The 22,264-nt window shown below is 61.7% G+C and carries 21 protein-coding genes and 1 pseudogene; 9 read left to right on the top strand and 13 right to left on the bottom strand.

What is annotated here, in order from left to right:
* Positions 1 to 26 precede the first annotated feature (26 nt).
* Positions 27 to 1,619: an isocitrate lyase gene (locus tag D3226_RS13240; RefSeq protein ID WP_202383080.1), complete on the bottom strand. Its 1,593-nt coding sequence runs from the start codon at positions 1,617 to 1,619 to the stop codon at positions 27 to 29.
* A gap of 226 nt (positions 1,620 to 1,845) precedes the next feature.
* Between D3226_RS13240 and D3226_RS13235 the strand changes: the two genes are divergently transcribed.
* A complete protein-coding gene (locus D3226_RS13235; protein WP_202383079.1) occupies positions 1,846 to 2,379 on the top strand; it encodes a hypothetical protein in 534 nt (177 codons plus the stop codon).
* A 237-nt stretch (positions 2,380 to 2,616) separates the two neighbouring features.
* Here D3226_RS13235 and D3226_RS13230 read toward each other — a convergent pair whose 3' ends face one another.
* Positions 2,617 to 3,021: a cupin domain-containing protein gene (locus tag D3226_RS13230; protein WP_202383078.1), complete on the bottom strand. Its 405-nt coding sequence runs from the start codon at positions 3,019 to 3,021 to the stop codon at positions 2,617 to 2,619.
* A gap of 152 nt (positions 3,022 to 3,173) precedes the next feature.
* Between D3226_RS13230 and D3226_RS13225 the strand changes: the two genes are divergently transcribed.
* Positions 3,174 to 3,722, top strand: coding sequence for a GNAT family N-acetyltransferase (locus D3226_RS13225; RefSeq protein ID WP_202383077.1), 549 nt, complete (start codon positions 3,174 to 3,176; stop codon positions 3,720 to 3,722).
* Here the strand turns inward: D3226_RS13225 and D3226_RS13220 are convergent.
* Positions 3,706 to 4,155: a MepB family protein gene (locus D3226_RS13220; RefSeq protein WP_202383076.1), complete on the bottom strand. Its 450-nt coding sequence runs from the start codon at positions 4,153 to 4,155 to the stop codon at positions 3,706 to 3,708. The genes D3226_RS13225 and D3226_RS13220 overlap by 17 nt on opposite strands.
* A 129-nt stretch (positions 4,156 to 4,284) precedes the next feature.
* Between D3226_RS13220 and D3226_RS13215 the strand changes: the two genes are divergently transcribed.
* On the top strand, positions 4,285 to 4,719 hold the full coding sequence (locus D3226_RS13215; RefSeq protein ID WP_202383075.1) for an ASCH domain-containing protein: 435 nt from the start codon (positions 4,285 to 4,287) through the stop codon (positions 4,717 to 4,719).
* Between the two features lie 21 nt (positions 4,720 to 4,740).
* Here the strand turns inward: D3226_RS13215 and D3226_RS13210 are convergent.
* Positions 4,741 to 4,878: pseudogene (locus D3226_RS13210) on the bottom strand (zinc finger domain-containing protein); the annotation flags it as partial.
* Positions 4,879 to 4,919: 41 nt separating this feature from the next.
* Between D3226_RS13210 and D3226_RS13205 the strand changes: the two are divergent.
* From D3226_RS13205 to D3226_RS13180, 6 genes are all read left to right on the top strand, one after another.
* Positions 4,920 to 6,368: a recombinase family protein gene (locus D3226_RS13205; RefSeq protein WP_202383074.1), complete on the top strand. Its 1,449-nt coding sequence runs from the start codon at positions 4,920 to 4,922 to the stop codon at positions 6,366 to 6,368.
* Positions 6,369 to 6,561: 193 nt separating this feature from the next.
* Positions 6,562 to 6,870, top strand: coding sequence for a MerR family transcriptional regulator (locus tag D3226_RS13200; protein ID WP_202383073.1), 309 nt, complete (start codon positions 6,562 to 6,564; stop codon positions 6,868 to 6,870).
* A 255-nt stretch (positions 6,871 to 7,125) separates the two neighbouring features.
* Positions 7,126 to 8,673, top strand: a complete 1,548-nt coding sequence (locus tag D3226_RS13195; RefSeq protein WP_237462887.1) for an RNA helicase domain-containing protein — start codon at positions 7,126 to 7,128, stop codon at positions 8,671 to 8,673.
* Positions 8,670 to 9,353: a plasmid mobilization protein gene (locus D3226_RS13190; protein WP_202383072.1), complete on the top strand. Its 684-nt coding sequence runs from the start codon at positions 8,670 to 8,672 to the stop codon at positions 9,351 to 9,353. The genes D3226_RS13195 and D3226_RS13190 overlap by 4 nt, the downstream gene beginning before the upstream one ends.
* Positions 9,350 to 10,333 (top strand): relaxase/mobilization nuclease domain-containing protein, encoded by a 984-nt coding sequence (locus tag D3226_RS13185; protein WP_202383071.1) that lies wholly within the window; start codon positions 9,350 to 9,352, stop codon positions 10,331 to 10,333. The genes D3226_RS13190 and D3226_RS13185 overlap by 4 nt, the downstream gene beginning before the upstream one ends.
* Positions 10,334 to 10,367: 34 nt before the next feature.
* The gene (locus tag D3226_RS13180; protein WP_202383070.1) at positions 10,368 to 11,099 is read left to right on the top strand and encodes a hypothetical protein; all 732 of its coding nucleotides are present in this window, start codon (positions 10,368 to 10,370) and stop codon (positions 11,097 to 11,099) included.
* A 99-nt stretch (positions 11,100 to 11,198) separates the two neighbouring features.
* On the opposite strand, the gene D3226_RS13175 is transcribed toward D3226_RS13180, so the two are convergent.
* The 9 genes from D3226_RS13175 to D3226_RS13135 form a co-directional block, all read right to left on the bottom strand.
* Positions 11,199 to 16,007 (bottom strand): type ISP restriction/modification enzyme, encoded by a 4,809-nt coding sequence (locus D3226_RS13175; RefSeq protein WP_202383069.1) that lies wholly within the window; start codon positions 16,005 to 16,007, stop codon positions 11,199 to 11,201.
* Positions 16,008 to 16,092: 85 nt separating this feature from the next.
* On the bottom strand, positions 16,093 to 17,073 hold the full coding sequence (gene mutM, locus D3226_RS13170; RefSeq protein WP_202383068.1) for a bifunctional DNA-formamidopyrimidine glycosylase/DNA-(apurinic or apyrimidinic site) lyase: 981 nt from the start codon (positions 17,071 to 17,073) through the stop codon (positions 16,093 to 16,095).
* A 5-nt stretch (positions 17,074 to 17,078) separates the two neighbouring features.
* Positions 17,079 to 17,762: a ribonuclease III gene (rnc, locus tag D3226_RS13165; RefSeq protein WP_237462909.1), complete on the bottom strand. Its 684-nt coding sequence runs from the start codon at positions 17,760 to 17,762 to the stop codon at positions 17,079 to 17,081.
* 69 nt (positions 17,763 to 17,831) lie between these two features.
* Positions 17,832 to 18,035, bottom strand: coding sequence for a 50S ribosomal protein L32 (gene rpmF / locus D3226_RS13160; protein ID WP_202383066.1), 204 nt, complete (start codon positions 18,033 to 18,035; stop codon positions 17,832 to 17,834).
* A 13-nt stretch (positions 18,036 to 18,048) separates the two neighbouring features.
* Positions 18,049 to 18,657: a YceD family protein gene (locus tag D3226_RS13155; RefSeq protein ID WP_202383065.1), complete on the bottom strand. Its 609-nt coding sequence runs from the start codon at positions 18,655 to 18,657 to the stop codon at positions 18,049 to 18,051.
* Positions 18,657 to 19,151 carry a pantetheine-phosphate adenylyltransferase gene (gene coaD / locus D3226_RS13150; RefSeq protein ID WP_202383064.1) on the bottom strand — a complete coding sequence of 165 codons (495 nt, stop codon included), beginning with the start codon at positions 19,149 to 19,151 and terminating at the stop codon, positions 18,657 to 18,659. Before coaD ends, D3226_RS13155 begins: the two co-directional genes overlap by 1 nt.
* A 24-nt stretch (positions 19,152 to 19,175) precedes the next feature.
* Positions 19,176 to 19,904: a response regulator gene (locus D3226_RS13145; RefSeq protein WP_202383063.1), complete on the bottom strand. Its 729-nt coding sequence runs from the start codon at positions 19,902 to 19,904 to the stop codon at positions 19,176 to 19,178.
* Positions 19,901 to 21,310, bottom strand: coding sequence for a sensor histidine kinase (locus D3226_RS13140; RefSeq protein WP_202383062.1), 1,410 nt, complete (start codon positions 21,308 to 21,310; stop codon positions 19,901 to 19,903). Before D3226_RS13140 ends, D3226_RS13145 begins: the two co-directional genes overlap by 4 nt.
* 41 nt (positions 21,311 to 21,351) lie before the next feature.
* The gene (locus D3226_RS13135; RefSeq protein ID WP_202383061.1) at positions 21,352 to 22,239 is read right to left on the bottom strand and encodes an ABC transporter permease; all 888 of its coding nucleotides are present in this window, start codon (positions 22,237 to 22,239) and stop codon (positions 21,352 to 21,354) included.
* Positions 22,240 to 22,264 lie beyond the last annotated feature (25 nt).

Here is a 22,264-nt window from a genome sequence, read left to right as displayed (position 1 = left end):
CGCCCCTGGGAGGGGCGAGGTGAACCTTAGAACTGGTTCATCGTGTTGTCCTTGCCGCCAGCCTTGAGCGCTGCGTCACCGGCGAAGTACTCCTTGTGGTTGTCACCAATGTCGCTGCCAGCCATGTTCTGGTGCTTCACGGTTGCGATGCCCTGGCGGATCTCTTCTCGCTGCACGTCGCGAACGTAGGTGAGCATGCCCTCGTCACCGAAGTAGCCCTTCGCGAGGTTGTCGGTCGACAGCGCCGCGGTGTGGTAGGTCGGGAGCGTGATGAGGTGGTGGAAGATGCCGGCACGAGCCGAGCCGTCCTTCTGGAAGGTGCGGATCTTCTCGTCAGCGAGTTCAGCGAGCTCGGTGCCGTCGTACTCGACCGCCATGAGCTTCTCGCGATCGTATGCCGACACGTCCTTGCCTTCTTCGGCCAGCTGATCGAACGCCTGCTGACGGAAGTTGAGCGTCCAGTTGAAGGAGGGGCTGTTGTTGTACACGAGCTTCGCGTTCGGGACGACCTCGCGAATGCGGTCGACCATGCCTGCGATCTGCTCGACGTGCGGCTTCTCGGTCTCGATCCAGAGGAGGTCGGCGCCGTTCTGCAGCGAGGTGATGCAGTCGAGCACGCAACGGTCCTCGCCCGTGCCCTTACGGAACTGGTAGAGGTTCGAAGCGAGGCGCTTCGGGCGGAGGAGCTTGCCGTCGCGCTTGATGACGACGTCACCGTTGCCAAGATCAGCCTCAGAGATCTCCTCGACATCGAGGAACGCGTTGTACTGGTCGCCCAGGTCACCGGGGGTGTTCGTGACGGCCAGCTTCTGCGTGAGGCCGGCGCCGAGCGAGTCGGTACGGGCAACGATCACGCCATTGTCGATGCCAAGCTCAAGGAATGCGTAGCGCACCGCGTTGATCTTCGCGAGGAAGTCCTCGTGGGGAACCGTGACCTTGCCATCCTGGTGACCGCACTGCTTCTCATCCGAGACCTGGTTCTCGATCTGGATCGCGCACGCGCCCGCCTCGATCATCTTCTTCGCGAGCAGGTACGTGGCCTCGGGGTTACCGAAGCCCGCATCGATGTCGGCGATAATCGGCACAACGTGCGTCTCGTAGTTGTCGATCTGCGACTGGATGAACTCCACCGCGGTCTCGTCGCCGGCGACACGAGCGTCGTCGAGCTGCGTGAAGAGCAGGTCGAGCTCACGCGCGTCAGCCTGGCGCAGGAAGGTGTACAGCTCCTCGATCAGTGCGGGGACCGAGGTCTTCTCGTGCATCGACTGATCGGGCAGCGGGCCGAACTCCGAGCGGAGTGCAGCAACCATCCAGCCCGAGAGGTAGAGGTAGCGCTTGTTCGTGGTCTTCAGGTGCTTCTTGATCGAGATCAGCTTCTGCTGGCCGATGAAGCCGTGCCACACACCGAGCGACTGCGTGTAGACGGAGGAGTCGCCGTCGTACTCGGCCATGTCGCGGCGCATGATGTCTGCGGTGTACTGGGCAATCTCAAGACCCGTCTTGAATCGGTTCTGCGCACGCATGCGAGCGACATACTCGGGGTTGATCTGGTCCCAGCCCGAACCGCTCTGCGCCTTGAGCGCCTCCACGGCGTCGATGTCGTTCTGGAATGCAGTCATGATGACTCCTTTGTAGTGGCTGCCAGATCACTTTCGCGGTGACCTTCCTGGACTAGTTCTCACTCTGCACCCTCCGAAACCCCCTCACTGCACAAATCAAGGGGTGAAATACTCGAGTATTTCTACTCGTCGGAAAATCTGCAGCACCGACGCCGCTTTCGGTGACACTCTCGACGCAGCATGGCAGCCCATAGGCTGGAACTCCGTACCCACCGAGAGGAGTGCCATGACTCCCCCAACTCCGGACCCGCGCCCACCCCGCGCGGCAGGCACTGACCCCGAACGATCCCACGGCGAGTTCTCGCACATCGAGCGCGCTCACGGCGTCGCGCGCGTCGGCCCGCTTGTCGCCCTGGGGGTCGGGGCGGCGTTTGCGGGCGTCATCGCGTTTGCCACCGGAATCGCGGCGACCTGGCTCATCCCCCTGGCGCTGGTCACGTTCGGTGCATGGTGGGCCTGGACTGCCGCGATCTCGGTCACGGTGGACTCGGAGCGGGCCCGGTTCCGCGCCCCGCTCGTGTCTCGAGCATTATCCCGCTCCGACGTCAGCCAGATCACCGTCACCGCAGACGACGGCATGAATCCGAACATCATCAACTGGCCTGCGGCACCCGCCACCGTGGCTGGGGCCCGCATGCTCCGCTTCAGCATGGGCGGCACCGCTGCCGTGACGATCTCGACGTCCACTGGATCCGGCATCCAGTTCGTGGCAGGCGATCGGGAGGCCGCACAAAGAATTGCAGACGCCTTCCAGGCCTAGGCTCGGGCCAGAGCGACAGGGTCGTCAACGTGATGCACAGGCGCAGGCCCGATCATGGCACCATTCTCGCGTGCACGACCAAGTGATGGGCAACGGAATACGGGAGATGGTCGCGAGCACGTGACGCAGCTGCGGCCGGTGAAGTACCGCGCCTCAGCGCCCGAAGCCTGCGAACGACTGGTCGCGCTCGCTTGTTTCCCCCTTGAAGAACAGGGAGAAGCCCTGCGCAGCGAAGGCCTAGTGGTCCTGGTCTGCCTGCGTGACGTGCACGGTGCCGGGCACGTGGTGCGGAGGCGCGTAAATACTGTAGACACGCATCGGCTCATCGCCGATGTTGGTGATGTTGTGCCAGACACCGCGCGGCACGAACACTCCCCAATCTGTGCCCACCTCTTCGTCGAACGTCAGCTGCTCGGCCGAGGGGCCCATCTGCACGCGTCCGCGCCCCTGCTCAAGGCGGAGGAACTGGTCCGTGTCGCCATGAAGTTCGAGGCCAATATCGCCACCCACCGGGATCGACATCAGCGTCATCTGGAGAAACTCGCCCGTCCACAGCGTCGTGCGAAACACCTCGTTCGTGCGCGTCGCGTCCTCGAGGTTGACGACGTAGGGATTGGGTCCGTGATCCGTGTGCTCGCTCATGGCCACACGCTAACACCAGACTTTTCATTGGTCCAGCATAAAAACCTCTGAAGAGCACGGGAGGGCGCGGCACTGTGAGCCGCCGCCCCAGGCGGTCGGAGCACCGCCGGGCGAGCAAGACTGCAACGTGCACTGCTGCAATACTGGGCTTCATGCCCCCCTCCACGCCTCGACTCACGCTTCGCGAAATGACCGCGGATGATCTCCCCGCATTGCGGGCCATCTTGCAGGACGAGATCACGATGACCGCGTATGAGGGGGCGTTCGATGAGGCGCTCGTCCAGGCCTGGTTGCGTCGCGCGCTGGATCGCTACCGCGATGACGGGTTCGGGCTGTGGGCGGTGATCCTGCGCGAGACAGGCGAGTTCATCGGACAGTGTGGCCTCACACGGCAGCACATCCTGGGCGAGAATGTGATTGAGGTCGGGTATCTCTTCAATCGAGCGCACTGGCACCAGGGCTATGCTGTTGAGGCGGCAACGGCCTGCCGAGACTACGCCTTCACTCAGCTCGATGCGCGCCGCGTGTGGTCGCAGGTTCGCAACACCAATACCGCGTCGATGAATGTCGCGATCCGAATCGGTATGACGGTGCGCGGGCACTTCACCATGCAGTACCGGGGGGCCGAGCTGCCCCATCTCGCATTCGCGGTCGATCGAGCAGCGGAAGCTGCACCCTCGGACCTCAGCGAAGCTGCGTGAAATATGGCGCCTGGGCGCGCTGGGTCCTCGCGGCCTGCGGGTTCAAGTCCGAGCACCACGCGGGGTAGAGACGGAAGCCACGTTTTCCGGTTTGCGTGCTCGTGCGCACGATTCCGAGCGCGCGCAGTGCTGCAGTTGGAAAGCGAAAGACCCCAAAGCGCGATTCATCCCGGACAAACACCAGCAGCCCCGCCATACTCGCGTCCTCAGAGAACGGCCGCGTCGCGCCCACGCGGTCCCGTTCCCAGAACGCCACAAATGCACCGGGCTTGCGCGGCGTCACACGCGCGGTGCGAATGCGCCAGAGCTCCGCATCGTAGCCCACCGTGCCAGCCTCGTAGTCGCTGCCCTGTTCCTCAGCCTGCGGCTCTGCATCCGCGAACCGTAAGTCGCGTGATAGTGCGGCGTACTGAGCAAACGCGGAGAACTGCATCGTCCCAGCCTAGCGAGCACAGCAGGATTCCCCCGCCGCTAAGCTCAACGTGCCGCACACGCGCGGGTCAGTCGAAGGGGGGAAACGATGGACGATTCGGTCGCACGACTCTGGGCTCAGTATCGAGGGGTGACCCCATCAGTACCTGCGAGCCTGCCGCTGTCGTACTCGTTCAGCGACAACGCTGAAGAAGCCGACGCTCTACTCGAACTCGTACTGTCGGGCGTGAAGTGCGCAACTGCGCCGTCAGTCGCCGAACTGGAGCTCGCTGGAGACCCGATCCCGCAGCCAGGCGACTATGCCATCGTGACGGACGGGGCCGGAATCGCACGCGCCGTCATTCAAACGCGGTCGGTCGAGATTCGGCGTTTCGCCGATGTGGACGAGGAGTTTGCGCGAACCGAAGGCGAAGGCGATCGAACCCTCAGCTGGTGGCGGACTGCCCACCAGGGCTATTACTCTCGCGTACTCGCCGGCACCGCCTACGCAGTGAGCGATGATCTTGAGGTTGTCTGCGAGGAGTTCGACCTTCTTTTTGCTGCCCCGGAACTGCACACGAAGTAGTCTCGCGAAAGCGACCAGTTCTCAACGCCGACGCTGGCAGCGGGGGCAGAAATGGCTCGAGCGCCCGCCGAAGGGAATTCGCTTCAGTGGCTCGCCACATCTATGACACGGTTCTCCCCCGCGACCATATGCATTGAGCGAGTGCGCGAAATACCCCGACTACAGCACTTATTAACGTTCATCTCCGATAATGTCACAGCATGACCGTTGCAGCCGTGTATCTCCGCGTCTCCAAGTCCGACGACACCGATGACGAGTCTCTAAGCTTGGAGACCCAGCGGAGGCGAATCAGGGGGGTGTGCACGGCGCGCGACTGGGAGTACGGCCCCGAGTACATCGACGAGGGAGTCTCCGCCACGAAGGCGCGTGACGGCAATACCGAGTGGGCGCGGATGCTTTCTCAAGTCGGCACCGGCAAGTTCGACGTGATTGTCGCCCGAGATCTCGACCGCCTGCTGCGCACGCTACAGGACCTCGTGAAGCTGATCGACCTGGGTGCGAAGGTCGCCACGGCCGACGGGGACATCGACCTGACATCGGCAGACGGCGAGTTCCGCGCGACGATGCTCGCGGCGGTCGCCCGGTTCGAGATACGCCGGAAGTCCGAGCGCGCCATCGGCGCGAACGAGACCCGGCGCAAGAAGGGCGTTCCGATCATGCGAGGCCGCATCCTCGGCTATGACGACGACGGCGTGACTCAGATCGACGACGAGGCAGCGGCGGTGAAGAAGGCGTTCGAGGACTTCCTGGCAGGCGTCAAGATCACGCACATCGCCCGCGATCTGACGGCGCAGGGGTTCACCACGACGCGGGGCAGCGAGTGGTCGAACGAGAACATCCGCTCATTACTGAGCAACGCGCGCTACAAGGGCGTCATCACGAAGTGGGAGGCCGACCCCGAGAAACGGAAGGTCTCGAAGATGTCAAGCGATGAGTACCCCGGTGCGTTCGAAGCCATCGTTCCGGCCGACGTGTTTAATGCGGTTCAAGCGAAGTTGCATGCCCCTGAACGACGTCGCATTTGGGGAACCGAACCAAGATATCTACTTTCTGGATTGGCATTCTGTGGCCGGTGTAATGACAACAAGACAAAGGTCTACACGAGTTACTACCGCCGCTCTCCCCGCACCCTTGTGACTGGAGAGCATCGAGAGTACGAGCCGAAGCGCCTCTACGCTTGCATAGAACACAAGCATCTCTCACGTAACGCAGAACCCGTTGACGATTTCATCAACGCTTTGGTTCTCGGAAGGCTCACCCGCGAAGACGCTCGAGACCTTTTCACGCCGCCCGACGAAAAGGTGATCAACCGTGATTCTTTAAGAATTGAGAGGATCGCGGTACAAGATCGCCTCGATGGGCTGGCCGCACTGTTTGCCGATGGAGTGCTCGATGGAGATGGTGTACGCGAACAGTCAGCTCGACTTCGCGGGCGATTGAACGAGATCGACGGCCTGCTTGCACCTGCACCGTCGAACCCTGGCCGCGAGATTGTCGAGGCTCCGGATGTGGCCGCAGCTTGGAAGGCGCTCGATATTGCACGTCAGCGGCTTATCATCAACGAGTTGATGAGCGTCACCCTGATGCCCTCAAAGCGGGGCGCAAAAGGCTTTGACCCGTCGCTTCTCAATATTTCCTGGAAAGCATAGAGGAAATGTCCGGCGTTCCCAGGTATTCTTGTGGCCATACAGACATAACCCCACCAACGCCGTGACAGGGCTGAGCAACTCCCCCAGGGATTGCTTGGCTGAGAAGCTCGGGGACCTACAGTTGGATAGTTAGCCGGAAATCGCTGAAATACGCAGGGGCCGGAAGCAAACTCACTCGTGAGGTTCTTCCACTATGTCTGTTTTCGCAGATACCCCTGTATTCACTCTGTCTCTCAGCGAGGCAATCCACCGCAGCGGTTACTCCGAGCGGCAGTTGCGCCGTTTGAAGGATGCTGGCAAGCTCCGCGCTGCTAGGCGACACGGGCGGCTTCTGTTCGCTCCCGCCGATGTCGATGCGTTGACCGCTCCCCAGGCGAGCAGCCTCGAAGACATCGAAGTGCACATCGCTGACCTCGTCGCTCAGGCCCCCGTGCTCTCCGAGGCTCGCCGTGCGCGCATCGCCGCAGCACTCGCCTCTGCATCCTCGGGAGGTGCAGTATGAACGCCGCGCCCGCCGCCTGCATCGGGCACGAGCGTTCTCAGGAAGACCCGGTCTTCTTCCTTGAGAACCCCTGCAGGAGTTTTGCCGGGTGTGATCGGGAATGCGTTCCCTACAGGCGCGGCGAAGGGCTTGTAGATTCGCCGCGCCACCCCGAAACCGGCGTGTTTCCGCCGATTTTACCGCACCGTTCCGCTGCCTGCAGCCGCCGGTTGCATGGGGTACATCGGGGGTACATCGGGATTTCGATGCTGGCCGTTGTCCCCCACATCGGGGGTGGTTGCTGTGGCGCGTAAGGCTGCGAACCCGACCCTGGTAATGCTGGTGCAGCAGATCAAGCCGGAGTGCTGGCAGCACTCGACTGATCCAGTGTTTGCCAGGCTGTTAGAACTGGCGCACCAGGCGAACGACCTGCCGAAGGATCATCCTGCACGCATTGACATGCTGCGCGAGACGGCCGCCGCGATCTCCGAATACCTCGTTACGAGGTTGGAAGGTGAAGGCCTCGTGCTTGATGACGCTCACGGCAACTTGCACGGCGACGACACTCAGCAGGCCTGGGATGACGCGACTGCTTCGATGATCGAAGTGCTGAAGTTTCTGCATCTGCATCTGCTGCTCAAGTTCAAGAGTCGTGAGACCTCGGCAGCGGTTGCGAAACTGGCCGCGATCTTGGGTGTCGAGGTGCAATATCTCGAACTTGATAAGTCGCGTGGTGGTGCGCCGGTTGAGGTCTGCGGGAAGAAGATCACGCAGCAGCACGACAACGGTCTCGCCTATCTCACGCACGTCAAGTACCCGGAGAAGTTCCAGTACCCGCCGGAGCAGGTCGCTTCGGTGCGCGGTATGGACTATGTACAGGTGTATCGCGAGCGCTACCCGGTATGGCTGAAGGGTCGCGCCCATATCAAGGCGAAACGAGCGAAGCTGGAGTTCGAGGCGTTCCGCGAGATGGTGCTTCAGGGCGAGGTGACGCGCGATCAGATCATGCTCACCGATGATCTTTTCGACATCTACTCGCGGCATCAGCGCGAGATTGACGATGCGATCTCTGCCTTCGGGCAGAGGCGCGCATACCGGGCGGCAGCGAAGCTGCGCAACGGTGACTTCCGCACCCAGGTTGTCTACGTCTATGGCGATGCAGGGGTGGGCAAGACTCGCTTCGCTAATGGGTTCATTCAGCAGGCGATCTCGTATGCGCAGGCGCAGGGTGAACGGTGGCAGGTGTACCGGGCCGCGACCTCGAACCCGCTGGATGACTGGCGGGGCGAAGAGATCATGCTGCTCGATGATCTGCGCGCTTCGGCGATGGATGCGAACGACTGGCTGTTGCTGCTCGATCCGCACAATGCTTCGCCTGCTCGGGCACGGTATAAGAACAAGGGTGAGGTCGCGCCCCGGCTCATCGTTATCACGGCAACCATTGAACCTATCGAGTTCTTCTTCTACGCCCGGCAGAAGGGCAACGTCGATGAAGCGCTCGACCAGTTCATCCGCCGCTTGCAGTCGGTCGTGAAGGTCTACCGCGAGGACGACATTCTGCGCTACTTGGTGCAGCCCATCGGGAAGATCGAGCCGTACTCGGTGAGTATCGTCGGTTCGCAGTCGAACAGCTACTTCCCCCGCGTCGAAGTGTTGTCGTTGAGCTACGGTCCCGAGGATCGCACCGACCACGACGCCGATGGTGCCGTGTCGGAACTGCTCGGTGGTCTTGCCGGTTGCAGCAGCGACATTGCGTTGCTGCCGGCTGCACCCGCCGGCGCGATTGCTGCGCCCGGTTGTGCCGGTGAGGGGGTGGGATCGTGAACGCGATCGGGCCCCCGATCCGGGCACCCCGGAAGGTGCTCGGGTCTCCCCAGCCCGCAGTGCGCAACGCGCGCGAGGACTGGGGCCAGCGCTACTTGCGGGTGAAGAGCGATAGCTCTTCGTCCGACAAGTACCCTGCTGGCCAGACCCGTATTGTGTCGAGTGAGACACCGCGTAGCGGTGGCTCCGAGTCTCGGCACGATGGGGGTCGCGGCGTAGCGGTGTCGGGTGGTTCCCCGGTATCCGTGCAGCCGCGCGACAGCACCTTTGCCGCCGTTCCGGCGAAGGAGATGGAGCAGCACGGCGGGCATGCCCGCCATGCCAGCAGGAGCACTCGGGCGCGCCGTGACGTGTCGCTCGATGTGCGACTCACGACGGCAGAGCGCGAAGCGATCCGCGACCGGGCGCGGGCGCTCGGGGTGAAGCCTTCGGCGTGGGCGCGGGCTGTGATGCTCGATGCTCTCGACCAGCGGCACGCACTCGAAGCGGCCATGCAGCAGACCGCACGCGAGACACCGAACCCGGAGCTTGCCGGGGTGGTGGAGCAGTTGCGCCGCGTTGGGGTCAACCTCAACACCACGCTGCGCAAGGGGCAGGCTGTCGATGTCGGATTGCTGCGGGCAGTGCTCGGTGCGGTGAGCGAGGTTCGCGCTGCTCTCGGAGATCGGACAAGCGTATGAGCACGATCAATGTTCAGCCGTCGAAAGATGCCGCCGCGTCAGTCGCCTACGTGCTCTACGGAAACGACAAGCAGTTCCGTGAGCGGCTGCGCTCACGCGGGCAGACCCGCGCCGCAGCCCTCGCGCTCTCGATGCAGAACGGCAGCACCTCACCGGCTGGATTCGTGGCAGGGGCGCAACGGCTCGCCAAAGCAATGAACCGCAAGAACGAGCTCTACAGCTACGTTCTCGCGTTTCATCCCGACGAGTTCGACGTGACCTATCGAGCCGACATGGAGCGTATCAAGGACATTGCCGCGAAGCTCGCGGGCCGGATGCACTCGGCGGATTATCTCGTGGTGGTGCATTCCGACTCGGCGGGCGGGCACGGCCACGCGCACATTCTCGTAGCGAATCACGACAACCTCACCGGCAAGAGCTTGCAGAGGTTCACCTCGTGGAAACGCGGCCTGCACCAACTGAACGACGAACTCATGCGCGACGAGGGGTTGCGGGTGCTGCCTGATCCCGTGCAGCCGAAGCCCGGTTGGGAACAGCGGCGTGAAGCATTCGCGTCAGGCGGGTTCGAGCAGACCCTCGGCGATGCCGTGTTCGCTGCGCTGAGCGATTCCCGCGCCGTCGATCAGGCCGCATTCGAGCGACTGCTCGGCGAACAAGGGGTCACCCTCACGGTCACGAACCGCGACGGGTGGAGCTTCAAGATGCGCCGCGCGGACAACGGGCGTATTGGCCGCAAGAAGGCATCGGCACTCACGCCCGAGTTCACCACTGAAGCCGCCACCGAGATGTTCCGCCAGCGTGCGGCAGGCCTCACGCCCGCACTCGCGCCGGTGCCAGGGGTGGAACTCGAAACCGACGAGTTCGACGCTATCGCGCTGCGATTGAAGCGGCGCATGGCCTCGAAGACTCCGAAGACTCCCGCGCGGGAACGGTTCTTGCGCGGACACCAGCGCCAAGGCGACCGCGAATACGGCGACTAGACCAACCCTCAACGAGTCAGAAAGGACTCCCACCATGGACACCCAGCAGACCATTCATCACATGACCGTGGCCTACATCGAGCAGGCGCTCGGTGAGGTCAAGCTCCTGCACGATCCCGCGCTGATCGAGCCGACGCTCACGGAGTTCTACATCGAGCGCAGCCGCGCTCGCTTGTTCGGCCTCGCCCCAAAGCGGGGCAGGTTCCGGCCCCGCGTGGGAATGAAGCCACGCGCCGTCTACACCGTCACCGATGAGAGTGGTTCGCCGCTTGGTGATCCGATCCATGAAGACGATCTCGGCGAGCAGTACGCCGAAGCGGTGATCGAGCAGGTGATCGCCGCGAACCTGGCCGCGATGCTCACCGATCACGCCGACCTCGTCGCCCTGCACCGCGCCGGAGACGGCGGAGCCGCGCCCTCGTTCCGGTACAAGCCCGCCAGCGCGCTCGCCGAGCGCACCGACACCGAAGCCAGTCTCGAGAAGCAGAAGACCGTGCTCCGCGATGACATCATGCGCGTGCGTCAGGAACAGGAGGATGCGCGCAACGCTCTGAACATGGTGCTCCGTCAGCAGCGGGAGGCCGAGACCGCCCTCGATGATGCCAAGCGCAACACCAGTGGGGTGGTCGCCAAGGCGAAGGAGGCTCAGCAGGTCATCGACCGGGCGGCGCGCATCCAGCAGCGCGAAGCACTGAAGCGCGGCCCGCTGCCCACGCCCTGGGAAGATTCCCCCGCTACCGAGGACAACAGCCTCGAGATCGGATGATGGGCTACAACGAAGTGCCCCACGAGGACAACCTCGCGGGGCACTCTTCATGTCACCGACATGCGCACACCGATTCAGGCGCATCCAGCAAAAGCTAAACTACTCGACGATGTCGAGTGGCGGCAGGCTGTCTAAGATCTTCATAGTTTCAACACTCACAGTCACGATGCGTGCGTAGAGGTCGAGAATGTAGCGGGGGTCGCCAACCTCTCGTGACCAATCGTTCGGGTCGTTCCTAATTCCCGACTTCGCATCGACCTTGACCTGATAGCGGTCGTTCAACCACTCAATCGCTGAACGCGAGCCAAGCATGTAGCGGTAGACCTCTTCAGGAATACCTGAAAGCGTAATGTGCCTGTTGTAGACCAACTGGCTCATGTCCTTCTTCTTTCCAGTGCCTCCAAACTTCGCCTTCTCGATGGCGAAGAACTCATAGGCGTCAACTGTTGCCAGAGGCTCGACTTCTAGACCAGCGAGCGGGTATCGCTCAACAGCTTCGTAGTTCAGGTGAAGCTCGCTGAGCGCTCGGCCAGCATCAGCAAATCGTCTGAACTCGCGCACGAAAGGAACGTGAGGGAGCGTCTTTTTCAGATCAGCTTCAAACGTGGTTCGATACTCGGGTGAATGGAGTAGCCCATACACATAGAAAAACACATCATCCTTGCTCACAGTATCGCTCGGATAATGAGCTTGAAAAAGCGAGAGCGCATCATCGGTGATGTTGTCAATCTGCCTGTACCCGTCAAGTATCGTTCCCTCATCAAAGGAGAACGCACCTTGACCACTACTTAAAGCACCGGCCTTTTCATACCTGAATCTCGGGAAGAACTGACCGCCGCTACCTGCCCCCGTGTAATGCCTATCGGGAACAATGTTGGTCATAAGAGCACTGAACGGATTGGCAGAAGTCTTGCCGACCACATAGAAGCCCATGTTAGGTAGACCACCGATAGGGAAGGTCTCTTCAATGCGGTAGACGCTGTTAATCCAGGTGGAGTCGTAATACAAGTGTTGCTTGAAGAACGGCCTGTAGGAAGCAGAGCGAACTTGCTCAAGCTTCGGAGCAACTATCTTGCCTGCCGCCAAGTCCTTCTTGTTCTTTCCATCCCAGCTGACTTTGGTTTCGTCTTTGACGTCACTAAAGTCAAAGAACGCTTGGGGCCGGCTTCCAGCAGCAATATGGGTGGCGTAGCGAGGAACAAGCGAGTTGTAGTGCTCAATCATGGCAGTTACAGACTCTTGCAAAGTGGATTGCGAAGAGTTGTAGACCCATGAATCACGAGAGGTCAGCGGACAGCCTGTATTAAACCCGAAAATGGATGGCGACCTATCGTCGCTCGAAGCTGGTAAGAATTCTATGAAGTCATCACGGCGTTGATTGATCCAGTCGCCGTGAGTGTTGGGCGTAATCTGTTTTGTGTTCAGCGTCAAAATCGTTGACGTGTCAGCAACGAGTTTCAGCTTTTCCTCGCGCGTCATGTAGTCGGCTACTTCAGCGTAGTTGACCACTGTTTGGCCTTGACGAGTGGGGTTCTTGACGAGAAGAGTAATTGCTACCGTCGCTCGACTTCCACCGCCAAAGATCTTTCCGCCCTCTTTTCGAGAAAGCTCGCCAGCGGTTCTTTGATTACCCCGCAGGTTCCAGACGTAGATGCTGGTGAACTCATCGGCAAGAGACTTTCTCATGCCATCAGCACTGCTGCTGTCAATCCACCCTCCATTGGTGACATACGCAATCACTCCACAATCTTGAATGCGGAGACTCGCCCACTTAATCGCTCGAATATAGCTATCCAGCAGACTCGCCTTGTGCCTCGCTGCTGAGCGATCAGCGTAGTCCGACTTAATGCGTGAGTCGAGCGCAGGATATGACTCGTTGGCGTTGTTGTCATTGGCTGAGTCCTGACCAACTGAGTAAGGCGGGTTTCCAACAATGACCGTGATCTTGAGTTTCTTCAGCGCCTCAAGTCGCTTGTTGTTCTCTTCAAACACTTCGAGGTCAACAACATCGTTCGGTTCCCAGGACTGGAAGGTGTCAGTCAGAATGAGGCCGTCGAAGGCTTGAGCATCGCCCGTAATCTCCTGGTAGGTCGTCTCCAGGTTGACCGTCGCAATGTAATAAGCGAGCAAGAGAATCTCGTTGCCGTGAAGCTCGTTCGCATACTTCCTCGGCAGGTCTTCGGGCTTAATGAGCCCCGACTGGAGCAATCGAACTAGGAACGTGCCTGTGCCTATGAACCCATCGAGAATATGAACATTCTCGTCCGTCAGCGCTTGCCCGAACTCCTCCTTGAGCACTGCGTCAGCACTGCGAAGTATGAAGTCCACAATCTCAGTCGGTGAGTAGACAATGCCTAGCTTCTCTTGCGACCTTCTGAAGGCCGCTTTGAAGAAGTTGTCGTAAAGCTCAATGAGAATCTTCTGCTTGCCATCGCTGTTATCGACACCATCGACTCGTCTTCCAACGCTCTCGTAAAACCCTCGAAGAGTCTGGTTCTCATCATCGAGGTTCTTCTCATCCAGAACCTCCAGCATCTTCTCCATGACCTGAGCAACAGGGTTGTGTGCCGTGAAGTCGTAGCCCTCGAAAAGCTTCTCGAAGATCGGCCTCGTAATGAGATGCTGCGCAAGCATCTCAACTGCCTCTTGCTCGGTGATGTTCTCGTTGAGGTTGCCTCGCAAACCCTTCAAGAATCGCTTGAACTCGACAGCTTGCTTCGAATAGGGGTGAGCAAGCAAGCCCTCAATGCGGGTGATGTGCTTCTCTGCGATAGTGGCAACTTCGCTCGCCCACTTAGCCCAGTAGGTTCGTTCGCCCACCTTCTGAACAATGCGGGCATACATCGCGTCAATGACTTCGTCTTCTGGGAAGTCGAACTCTTGCTGCTGGAAGCGAGGGCCGCTTTCCGAGTTGTCGCTCCCATCGCCTCGGTCTTGGTCAGAAGGGTTTGTGACCGAGATAACGCTGATACGCGGCGAACGGTTCCGGTTCAGGTTGATCTTGTTTATCTCGGCATTGAAGCGATCATCGTGTGAGCGCAAAGCCTGAAGAACCTGCCAGACCACCCGATAGCGTTCGTTGTCTTGGAGTGCTTCTTCGGGCGGAATGCCCGCCGGAATGACGACAGGCAGAATGATGTAGCCCAGCTCCTTACCTGGAGCCAAGCGCATCACCCGACCGACAGACTGAACAACATCGACTTGGCTACCTCGAGGCGTGAGGAACAGCACAGCATCGAGAGCTGGCACGTCCACACCCTCTGAAAGACAGCGAGCGTTCGTCAGCACTCGGCAAACGTCTTCGTCGGTGCCTTCTTTCAGCCAGGCCAGCTTCGAGTTGCGTTCGTGAATACCCATGGTGCCGTCGACGTGATGCGACTCGACAGCGAGGGGGCGTCGGCTATCACCCTCTGAGATCGCTTCGTTGATTTTCTTGGAGACCTCGGGAAAGACCGTCGTTGCCGTCTTGCTGGAAGCAATGTCTCTCGCGAAGGCCACAGCCGTCTTCATCGGCCGCCAGTCCTTAATGGCGTCGTCAGTCTCTTTGAAGTGCTTATCCAAACCGTTCCAGCAACCAACGAGCTTGGCAATGTCATCGAGCGGTATTTCAGAGCCCCACTGCGACTGGAAGTGCTTGGCCACATAGTCTTCGTCTACAGCGAGCACGAGCACCTTGTAGTCCGTAAGCAGGTTGCTCTCAACGGCCTTGCCGAAGCCCAGACGGTGAAGTTCGGGGCCGTAGAGCTTCTCATCGCCCATGTCGAAGAGAATGGCTTCAGCATCGTCAGCGCGGCGCTTCACACTGTCGTCAAAGACTCGCGGGGTTGCCGTCATGTAGAGGCGCTTCTTCGCCTTCAGCAAGTCTTGGTCGTGAACCTTGAGGAAGTGCGAGAGGCGGGCCTCGCCCCTAACAGATACGCCACTCGTGCGATGTGCTTCGTCGCAGATAATCAGGTCGAACTCATCGAGCCCATGCTCCTGAGCTGCGATCACAACGTCGATGCTCTGATAGGTCGAGAACACGACAGTCATAGCGTCGGGTGCGGGGTTCTGCTTGTAGCGCGCAACGAGTTTCTTGGGGTCGGTCGTTGGCGGCTCGGTCAAGTCAACCGTTGACTGGTCTTGCTCATCATTGTTCACATCGCGGCGGCCAACACGAACATCGCTACAGACAGCGAACGGACGAATACCTACAGTCGTTTGCGCCATCCACTCACGAAGCGACTGCGAAAGCAGCTGAATCGACGGCACGAGGAACAGCACTCGCCCACCCTTGCCAACAAGCTCTTCAGCGATCTTGAGCGAGGTGAAAGTCTTGCCTGTGCCACAGGCCATGATGAGTTTGCCGCGGTCGTGTTCGCCGAACCCAGATCGCACGTCAGCAAGTGCTTCTCGCTGGTGGGGGCGCAGCGTCTTCGGCCCCGCATAGAGCACCTTCTCGGGCTGGTCAATTGACCAACCAGACCAGTCGATCGCGACATCGTCCAGCATCGATATGTCGATGCGTTGAACTTGGCCCCTTAAGGTTTCTTCGGCGTTGCCGCTCCATCCATCGGCTGTGTCGATAATGAAGCGTTGCGTGAAGTTGAAATCTGGACGATAGGAGATCGAGAGGAAAGAGTCGATAGCGCTCTTAGCTACCTTCGCGCCCGAATCGTAGAACTTACACTGAATCGCAGTCCAGCCTTCGTCATAACGGTTCTTTGCGACAAGATCGATGCCTATGTCCTTGCCACCCGTGTTCAACTCCCATTCGGTGAAGAACTCGACTGTTGAGAAACGTTGTTGCCACTCGGGATCGGTTTCCAGAAAGGACTTGATCAACCGCTCGAACCGGTCACCTTTGTCTCGTTCGTCGAGCGACGCTGCTCGCAGGGAATCAAGAACTTCATAGACAGTCGTACTCACACGTCATAATCTACCGTGGAGGACGAGGTGAAGACCGACGACTCACGTGAGCCGCCTGAGTCTGCGCAGATCTCACTCGCTGAGCTCACCGCAGACGCTGGCACTTCGGGCAGAAATGAGACGACCGCCCAGCGAACGGAATTCGCTCGATCTTTGTGCCGCACCTATCGCATGGTTCAGCGGTTCGGCCATATGAATGTAGATATCTGCTGAAATAACCAGCTTGCCCGTTCACGTTGACGTACTGCTCGTCGAAGCTCGTGCCGCCCTCGGCGAGTGCCTGCGCAAATACGTCGCGGAGAAGTGCGAGGAGCTCGGTGAGGCGTGCCGCGGAGATCCGGCGTCCGGGTGTCTCAGGGTGCATCCGAGCGCGCCACAACGCCTCGTCCGCGTAGATGTTGCCCACCCCGCTCACGAGCGATTGATCGAGCAAGAGCTGCTTGATCCCGGAGCCGCGACGGCGAGCCGAGGCGACGAACTCGGCATCATCAAAGTGCGGATCGAGCGGATCACGGGCAATGCGTGCAGCCTGCACGGGCAGCAACGCAGGAACTTCCGCGTCGCCCCCGAAGCCACCCGGTGCGCCGTCGGGCGTGGGTGCGAGGCGATCGAGGGCGAGCGAGCCAAAAAGACGCTGATCCGCGAAGTCAAGGCGCAGCTCGCCATGCGTGGGGTGCTCGATCCAAAGCCGAATGCGCACGTGTCGATCGTCAAGTGCCGTCGTGTCCCGGAGCAGGAGTTGACCGCTCATGCCGAGGTGAGCGAGGAGCGACCATGGCTCTGCGGTAGGCCGCTCGGCGGCAACCGGCACCCACATGAACTTCCCGCGCCGCGCCGGCGATCCCAGCGTGAGGCCGGTGACCCGGCGCTCAAAGTCGGCAGCGCGCGTTGCCGCAGCCTCAGCGGGCAGGGTGACGCCGTGCCCGCCGAGGCCATCGTCGCCGCCGAGCGGTACGTGGCGCTTGAGCGCGCGCGGATCCCGCACCTCCGCAGCAACCACGCGTGCTCCGGTAACGGCGGGGGCCAGCCCCGCACGCACCACCTCAACTTCGGGAAGCTCCGGCACGTGGGCTAGCCTGCGCGTTGCCGCAGCTTGGCGAGCGCGTCGCGCGCGGCGGCGAGCTCAGCGTTCTTCTTGCTCGTCCCCGAGCCCCGGCCCGCTACCCCGGCGATCTTGACGTGCGCGGTGTAGCGCCGGTCGTGATCGGGCCCGGTGCCGTAGGTTTCGTACGGCGGGTGCGGCAGGCCACGCTTCCCGGCTTCCTGCTGGAGCGCGGTCTTCGGATCGAGCGCATCCGTGAATCGATCGGGATCAGCGAGCAGCGTGTCCACAAGCCCGAGCACAAAGCGCTCAGCCTCCGCGGGGCCGGCCGAGAGATACACAGCACCGATGAGCGCCTCCACAGCATCCGCGAGGAGAGAATCCTTCTCACGGCCGCCGGTGAGCTCCTCACCCTTGCCGAGCAGAAGGACGGCGCCCACGCCGAGGTCGCGCGCCAACTCTGCGAGCGCCACCGAGGATACGAGCGCAGCTCGACGCTTGGCGAGTTCGCCCTCGCTCAGTTCTGGGTAGTCGCGATACAGCTTGACCGTCACTGCCTGACCAAGGATGGAGTCGCCGAGAAATTCGAGGCGCTCGTTGTGCGGGGCACCGCCGTGCTCGTACGCCCACGAGCGGTGGGTCAGAGCGAGCTGTCCGAGTTCCGGCTCAACCGCAACACCGAGTGAAACAAGAAAGCCGTCGAGGCCACCCAGAGGGGACCCCGACGGCTTCTTGCGGTCGGTGCGCGGGAGCGATGATTCGTTCCCGTTCACGCGGCAGTCTTAGATGTCAGCGACCTTGCGGCCCTTGTACTCGAGGAACAGGGGGGTGCCCTGCGAGTCCTCGACCACGCGAGCGCGGTGCGGCAGGCTGTACACGGTCTTGCCGTTCTCAACGGTCTTGACCAGCGAAGGCACAGCGGCCTTCCATGCCGAACGGCGGTGACGGGTGTTCGAGCGCGACATCTTCCGCTTGGGAACAGCCATGATGTTCTCTTTCCTACTTGCTTTCAGACCCGGGATGTTCCCCCGAGCCAGGTTCTAGTTCAGCCGTGACGGTCTCAGCACTGGCATCAAAACCAGCCAGCGCCGCCCAACGCGGATCAATTTCCACATCAGGCACCGCCGCAGCCGATGCCTCGCGCAGCTCACCGGACTCGGGATCGAGTCCCGGGCAGTCCGGGCGACACACAGGCTGGAACGGAAGTGCAAGCACTACCGCGTCTCGGAGCGGAGGTTCAAGATCCACGTGATCACCGTGAACCTCATACTCGTCGGCCTCCGTAGGAGTATACGCGAAAAGCTCCTGAAACTCGACTTGAAACGGCGTGGTGAAATCTTTCAGGCATCGACCGCACTCAGCGTGCATCGTCGTGCGCGCCTCCGCCGATACCAGGATCCCTTCGTGCACCGATTCGAGCCGCACATCGAGCTCGATCTCAGCCCCTGCGGGGATTTCAGCGAGTGCCTCGCCCCACTTTTCAGGCAGCGAGATCGTGCGTGAGCGCTCACGCATCTCGCCCGGGCGATTCAGAATGTCGCGAATGCTCTCCTGGAACACACGGCTTGCTGCCCCGCGGCCGTTCGCCACGGCCTCTCCCCCGGCCATCAGGCAGGCCGCTTCTTGTCCAGGAAGCGCGCAACCGCGGGCGGGACGTACGGGCTTACGTCGCCGCCGAGCGAGGCCACCTGCCGCACCAGTGTGCTTGACACGTGCGCGTGCGCCGGGTCGGGCAGCATGAACACCGTCTCGACACCGGCGAGGCTGCGGTTCATCAACACCATCGGCGTCTCGTACGCCACATCGATCTGGGAGCGAATGCCCTTTACGAGGACCGACGCCCCGACCTCGGTGCAGTAGTCGACCAGCAGGCCGACCGACCACGAGGCGACAAGGATGTTGTCCGGAATATCCGGGTCTTCTTCGAGGGACTTCTTGATCAAACCGACGCGCTCAGAGAGCGGCAGCATGGCGTTTTTGCCCGGGTTGTGCACGACGAGCACGTGCACCTCATCGAACACGCCGGCTGCTCGCCGGATGACATCGAGATGCCCCAGGGTCACGGGATCAAACGATCCGGGGACGACTGCGATCTTACTCATGCGACTAGCCTAGCCGCCCAGCCTCTAGAGTCCGTGCTGTTTTGCGAAGATCACGGCGTGTACACGGTCACGCAGTTGGAGCTTCGCAAGCACACGCCCCACGTGGGTCTTCACCGTAGATTCTGAGAGGAAGAGTTCCCCGCTGATCTCGCCATTGTTTTTTCCCTCAGCGATGAGCCGGAGCACATCGAGCTCCCGCTCAGTGAGCACCTCAAGCTCGGGCGCAATCCCCGCGACCGCGGGCGCCTCCATCGACATTGCGAAGCCGAAGCTGGGTGCTGCAACGCCTTCCTGGGGCAACGTGCCATTCAGGCGCAGCTGTTCAAGGAGTCGCTTCGTGACGCTCGGTGCCATCGTCGCGTCTCCCGCGGCGACACGACGGATCGCATCAACGAGCTCGGTGGGACGCGCATCCTTCAGCAGGAAGCCACTCGCACCTGCCTGGATGGCTCCGGTCGCGTACTCGTCAAGATCGAAAGTGGTGAGCACAACCACACGCACGTCTGGAAAACGCTCAACGACTGCCCGGGTCGCGTCAATGCCGTTCATCCCGGGCATGCGCACATCCATGAGCACGATGTCGCAGCCCGCGCCCGCTTGCTCGAGCCGCCCGAGGCTTGCCAGCGCCTCCTCGCCGTCGCTCGCCTCGGCGACCACGTCGATTCCGGGCTCCCCCAGCAGCACGAGACGGAATCCCGTACGAATGAGTTCTTGATCATCGACCAGCATCACGCGAATCGGGGTGTCGGTCATTCGGTCTGCTCCTCGGGTTTGCGCGGCGCACCGCGCTCGGATGAAACTTCGGGGTGCGGCGTGCGAGCGGCAGCACTCACGGGGAGAACCGCCCAGAGGCGCCAGCCGCCGCCTCCGGCCTCCGTGACCGGCCCCGATTCGATGTGGCCGCCAAACACGCGCGCGCGTTCGCTGAGACCAGCAAGCCCGCGGCCAGAGCCCACGCCCACAACGGGGCGCACGGAACCTGCTGCGCGGCCATAGTCACGTACCTCCACGCTTGTGCGGTCTGGGTAGCGCGCAACCTCGACGGTGGCTCGCGCTCCCGTGCCTGCGTAGCGCAGGACGTTCGTGAGCCCCTCCTGCACCACGCGGTACACGGCGAGCTCCTGCCCCCGGTCACCCGAGGCACTGCCTGAGACGGTGAGGGAGACTCGCAGGCCCGCACTCGTGAAGCTCTGCACCAGTTCTGGCAGCTCCTGCACGCCAGGCTGCGGGACGAGCTCTGCCCGATCCTCGGGCGCATGGAGCGCGCCAAGCAGTCGCCGCATTTCACCAAGCGCGGTGCGGCCAGTCTCCGCGCTTCGGTGCATCGCGTCAGCAGCGGCTTCCGGCGCGGCCTCCGCCGCACGTGCCGCTCCCTCCGAAAGCGCGATCATGACTGACACCGAGTGCGCCACGATGTCGTGCATCTCGCGGGCGATACGCGAGCGTTCCTCCGCCACTGCAAGTTGCGCAAGCTGATGGCGCTCGCGTGCCAGCTGGTGGGCACGGTCGATGATTGCCTCCAGGTAGCGTCGTCGGTTGCCCAGGTTGATGCCGAGCATAAGGATGGCGAGCAGCCACAGTGCGGTCAGCAGGCTGATCCCGAGAAACTCAGTGGGTGAACGCACGATGCCCATGTCTGCGCTGATCATCCCCGCGGGCCCGGTTTGCGCGAGCTGCTGCGCGGCACGGCGAGAGTCGAGCGCAAGCTGCAGCAGGCTCCCCACGACCGCGATGCCGTAGCCGAGCCAGCCCGCCGAGACGCTGCGGTAAACCGGAACCGCGTAGATCATGAAGAGCAGTGCAACCCCGTTGGCAAACCCCTGCATGCCCTGCTCGCCGAACATCACAAGCACCACAACGATGAGCCCCGCGAGCGGGTACCGGCGCCGGAAGAACAGCGCCGTCGCGACCACTGCGACACGAATCGCGGTGAGCGGCCAGAGCGGCCACTCGAGATACCTGGGCACGCCGAACCATGTTTCCGGGTCAGCGGTGCCACTCCAGTTCGCCGCCGAAAGCAGATCGAGCAGTACGCCGAACAGACTGCCCAACACGAACCAGACGACGATAAACACGTCAACGACAACGGGGTGCGCCGCGAGCGCCCGGCGTATCACGCCGGGCGCTCGCGGGAGCCGCACTTCGGCTTCGCTGATCATCCCCCTAGCCTAACTTCTTCGCCGCGAGCGGCGTCTGAGCGCTAGCGAGCGTCGCGTCGCTTGAACAAGATCGCTGCGGGCACGACCGTGACCGCGGCCCAGATGACCATTGCGGTGAGTGCCACCCAGTACCCGGGTTCCATGGGCATGGTGGTCAGGCCCTGCGAGAGGGTTCCACCGAGCGGGGTGGGGAGGTACATGCTTGCGGTGCCGACCCATTCCCAACCCGTGATGCTGAGCACCTGGAAGACAATGGGCATCACGAAGGTGATTCCAGCGACCACAGCAACGCCACCGGCGGTGGAGCGCAGCAGCGCCGCAACGCCGAATGCAAAGAGCGCGATGAGCACCAGGTACGCGATGGTTCCGAGCGCACCGGAGATCACGGGGGTGGTACCGAGCTGAGCCGCCGCGTCGGGCAGGCAGAGCACCGCGACCGCAAGCCCACCGAGCACGAGGAGCGCCGCCGTGAGTGCGGAGAGCGCCGCGAGCACGAGCGCCTTCGCCACGAACACCGGCGTACGCTTCGGCACCGCGGTCAGCGTCGACAGGATCATGCCACTTGAATACTCGCTCGAGATCGCGAAGACACCAAGCACACCAAAGATGAGTGCCAGGAATGGCGCCGACAGCGTGCTCGACATGAGGAGGTAGCTCTGAAGGCCTTCGCCCCCGGCACTAAACATTCCCGCATTGCCGTCGCGGATCTCGCCGCTCATGAGCACGGCCATGAGCGTGCTGATCCCCAGCCCGGAGAGCACGGTAATCAGAAGGGTCAGTCGCACCGAGAGGAGCGAAGACAGCTTAATACGTTCGCTGCGCAGGACGCCGCCGAACGTCTGCCCCGGACCGGGCAGCGGTACGCGGGTGGCACCAGTGGGGCCCGGCGCGGGCGCCGAGCTGCCGTCGATAATGAGCGTTGAAGTCATGATGAAAGTCCTTAGGGCTTGTCTG

The organism is Leucobacter chromiireducens subsp. chromiireducens (assembly GCF_016758255.1).
Taxonomy (GTDB): domain Bacteria; phylum Actinomycetota; class Actinomycetes; order Actinomycetales; family Microbacteriaceae; genus Leucobacter; species Leucobacter chromiireducens.
The sequence above is the reverse complement of the archived record's forward strand: the minus strand, read 5'-3'. Positions and strand labels throughout refer to the sequence as shown.

Coding starts and splice junctions, on each gene's coding strand:
- D3226_RS13200 (WP_202383073.1), top strand. CDS start 6,562: ATGTCTGTTTTCGCAGATACCCCTGTATTCACTCTGTCTCTCAGCGAG.
- D3226_RS13185 (WP_202383071.1), top strand. CDS start 9,350: ATGAGCACGATCAATGTTCAGCCGTCGAAAGATGCCGCCGCGTCAGTC.
- D3226_RS13235 (WP_202383079.1), top strand. CDS start 1,846: ATGACTCCCCCAACTCCGGACCCGCGCCCACCCCGCGCGGCAGGCACT.
- D3226_RS13155 (WP_202383065.1), bottom strand. CDS start 18,657: ATGGCCGGGGGAGAGGCCGTGGCGAACGGCCGCGGGGCAGCAAGCCGT.
- D3226_RS13135 (WP_202383061.1), bottom strand. CDS start 22,239: ATGACTTCAACGCTCATTATCGACGGCAGCTCGGCGCCCGCGCCGGGC.
- D3226_RS13230 (WP_202383078.1), bottom strand. CDS start 3,021: ATGAGCGAGCACACGGATCACGGACCCAATCCCTACGTCGTCAACCTC.
- D3226_RS13240 (WP_202383080.1), bottom strand. CDS start 1,619: ATGACTGCATTCCAGAACGACATCGACGCCGTGGAGGCGCTCAAGGCG.
- coaD (WP_202383064.1), bottom strand. CDS start 19,151: ATGAGTAAGATCGCAGTCGTCCCCGGATCGTTTGATCCCGTGACCCTG.
- rpmF (WP_202383066.1), bottom strand. CDS start 18,035: ATGGCTGTTCCCAAGCGGAAGATGTCGCGCTCGAACACCCGTCACCGC.
- D3226_RS13140 (WP_202383062.1), bottom strand. CDS start 21,310: ATGATCAGCGAAGCCGAAGTGCGGCTCCCGCGAGCGCCCGGCGTGATA.
- D3226_RS13205 (WP_202383074.1), top strand. CDS start 4,920: ATGACCGTTGCAGCCGTGTATCTCCGCGTCTCCAAGTCCGACGACACC.
- D3226_RS13220 (WP_202383076.1), bottom strand. CDS start 4,155: ATGCAGTTCTCCGCGTTTGCTCAGTACGCCGCACTATCACGCGACTTA.
- D3226_RS13180 (WP_202383070.1), top strand. CDS start 10,368: ATGGACACCCAGCAGACCATTCATCACATGACCGTGGCCTACATCGAG.
- D3226_RS13225 (WP_202383077.1), top strand. CDS start 3,174: ATGCCCCCCTCCACGCCTCGACTCACGCTTCGCGAAATGACCGCGGAT.
- D3226_RS13145 (WP_202383063.1), bottom strand. CDS start 19,904: ATGACCGACACCCCGATTCGCGTGATGCTGGTCGATGATCAAGAACTC.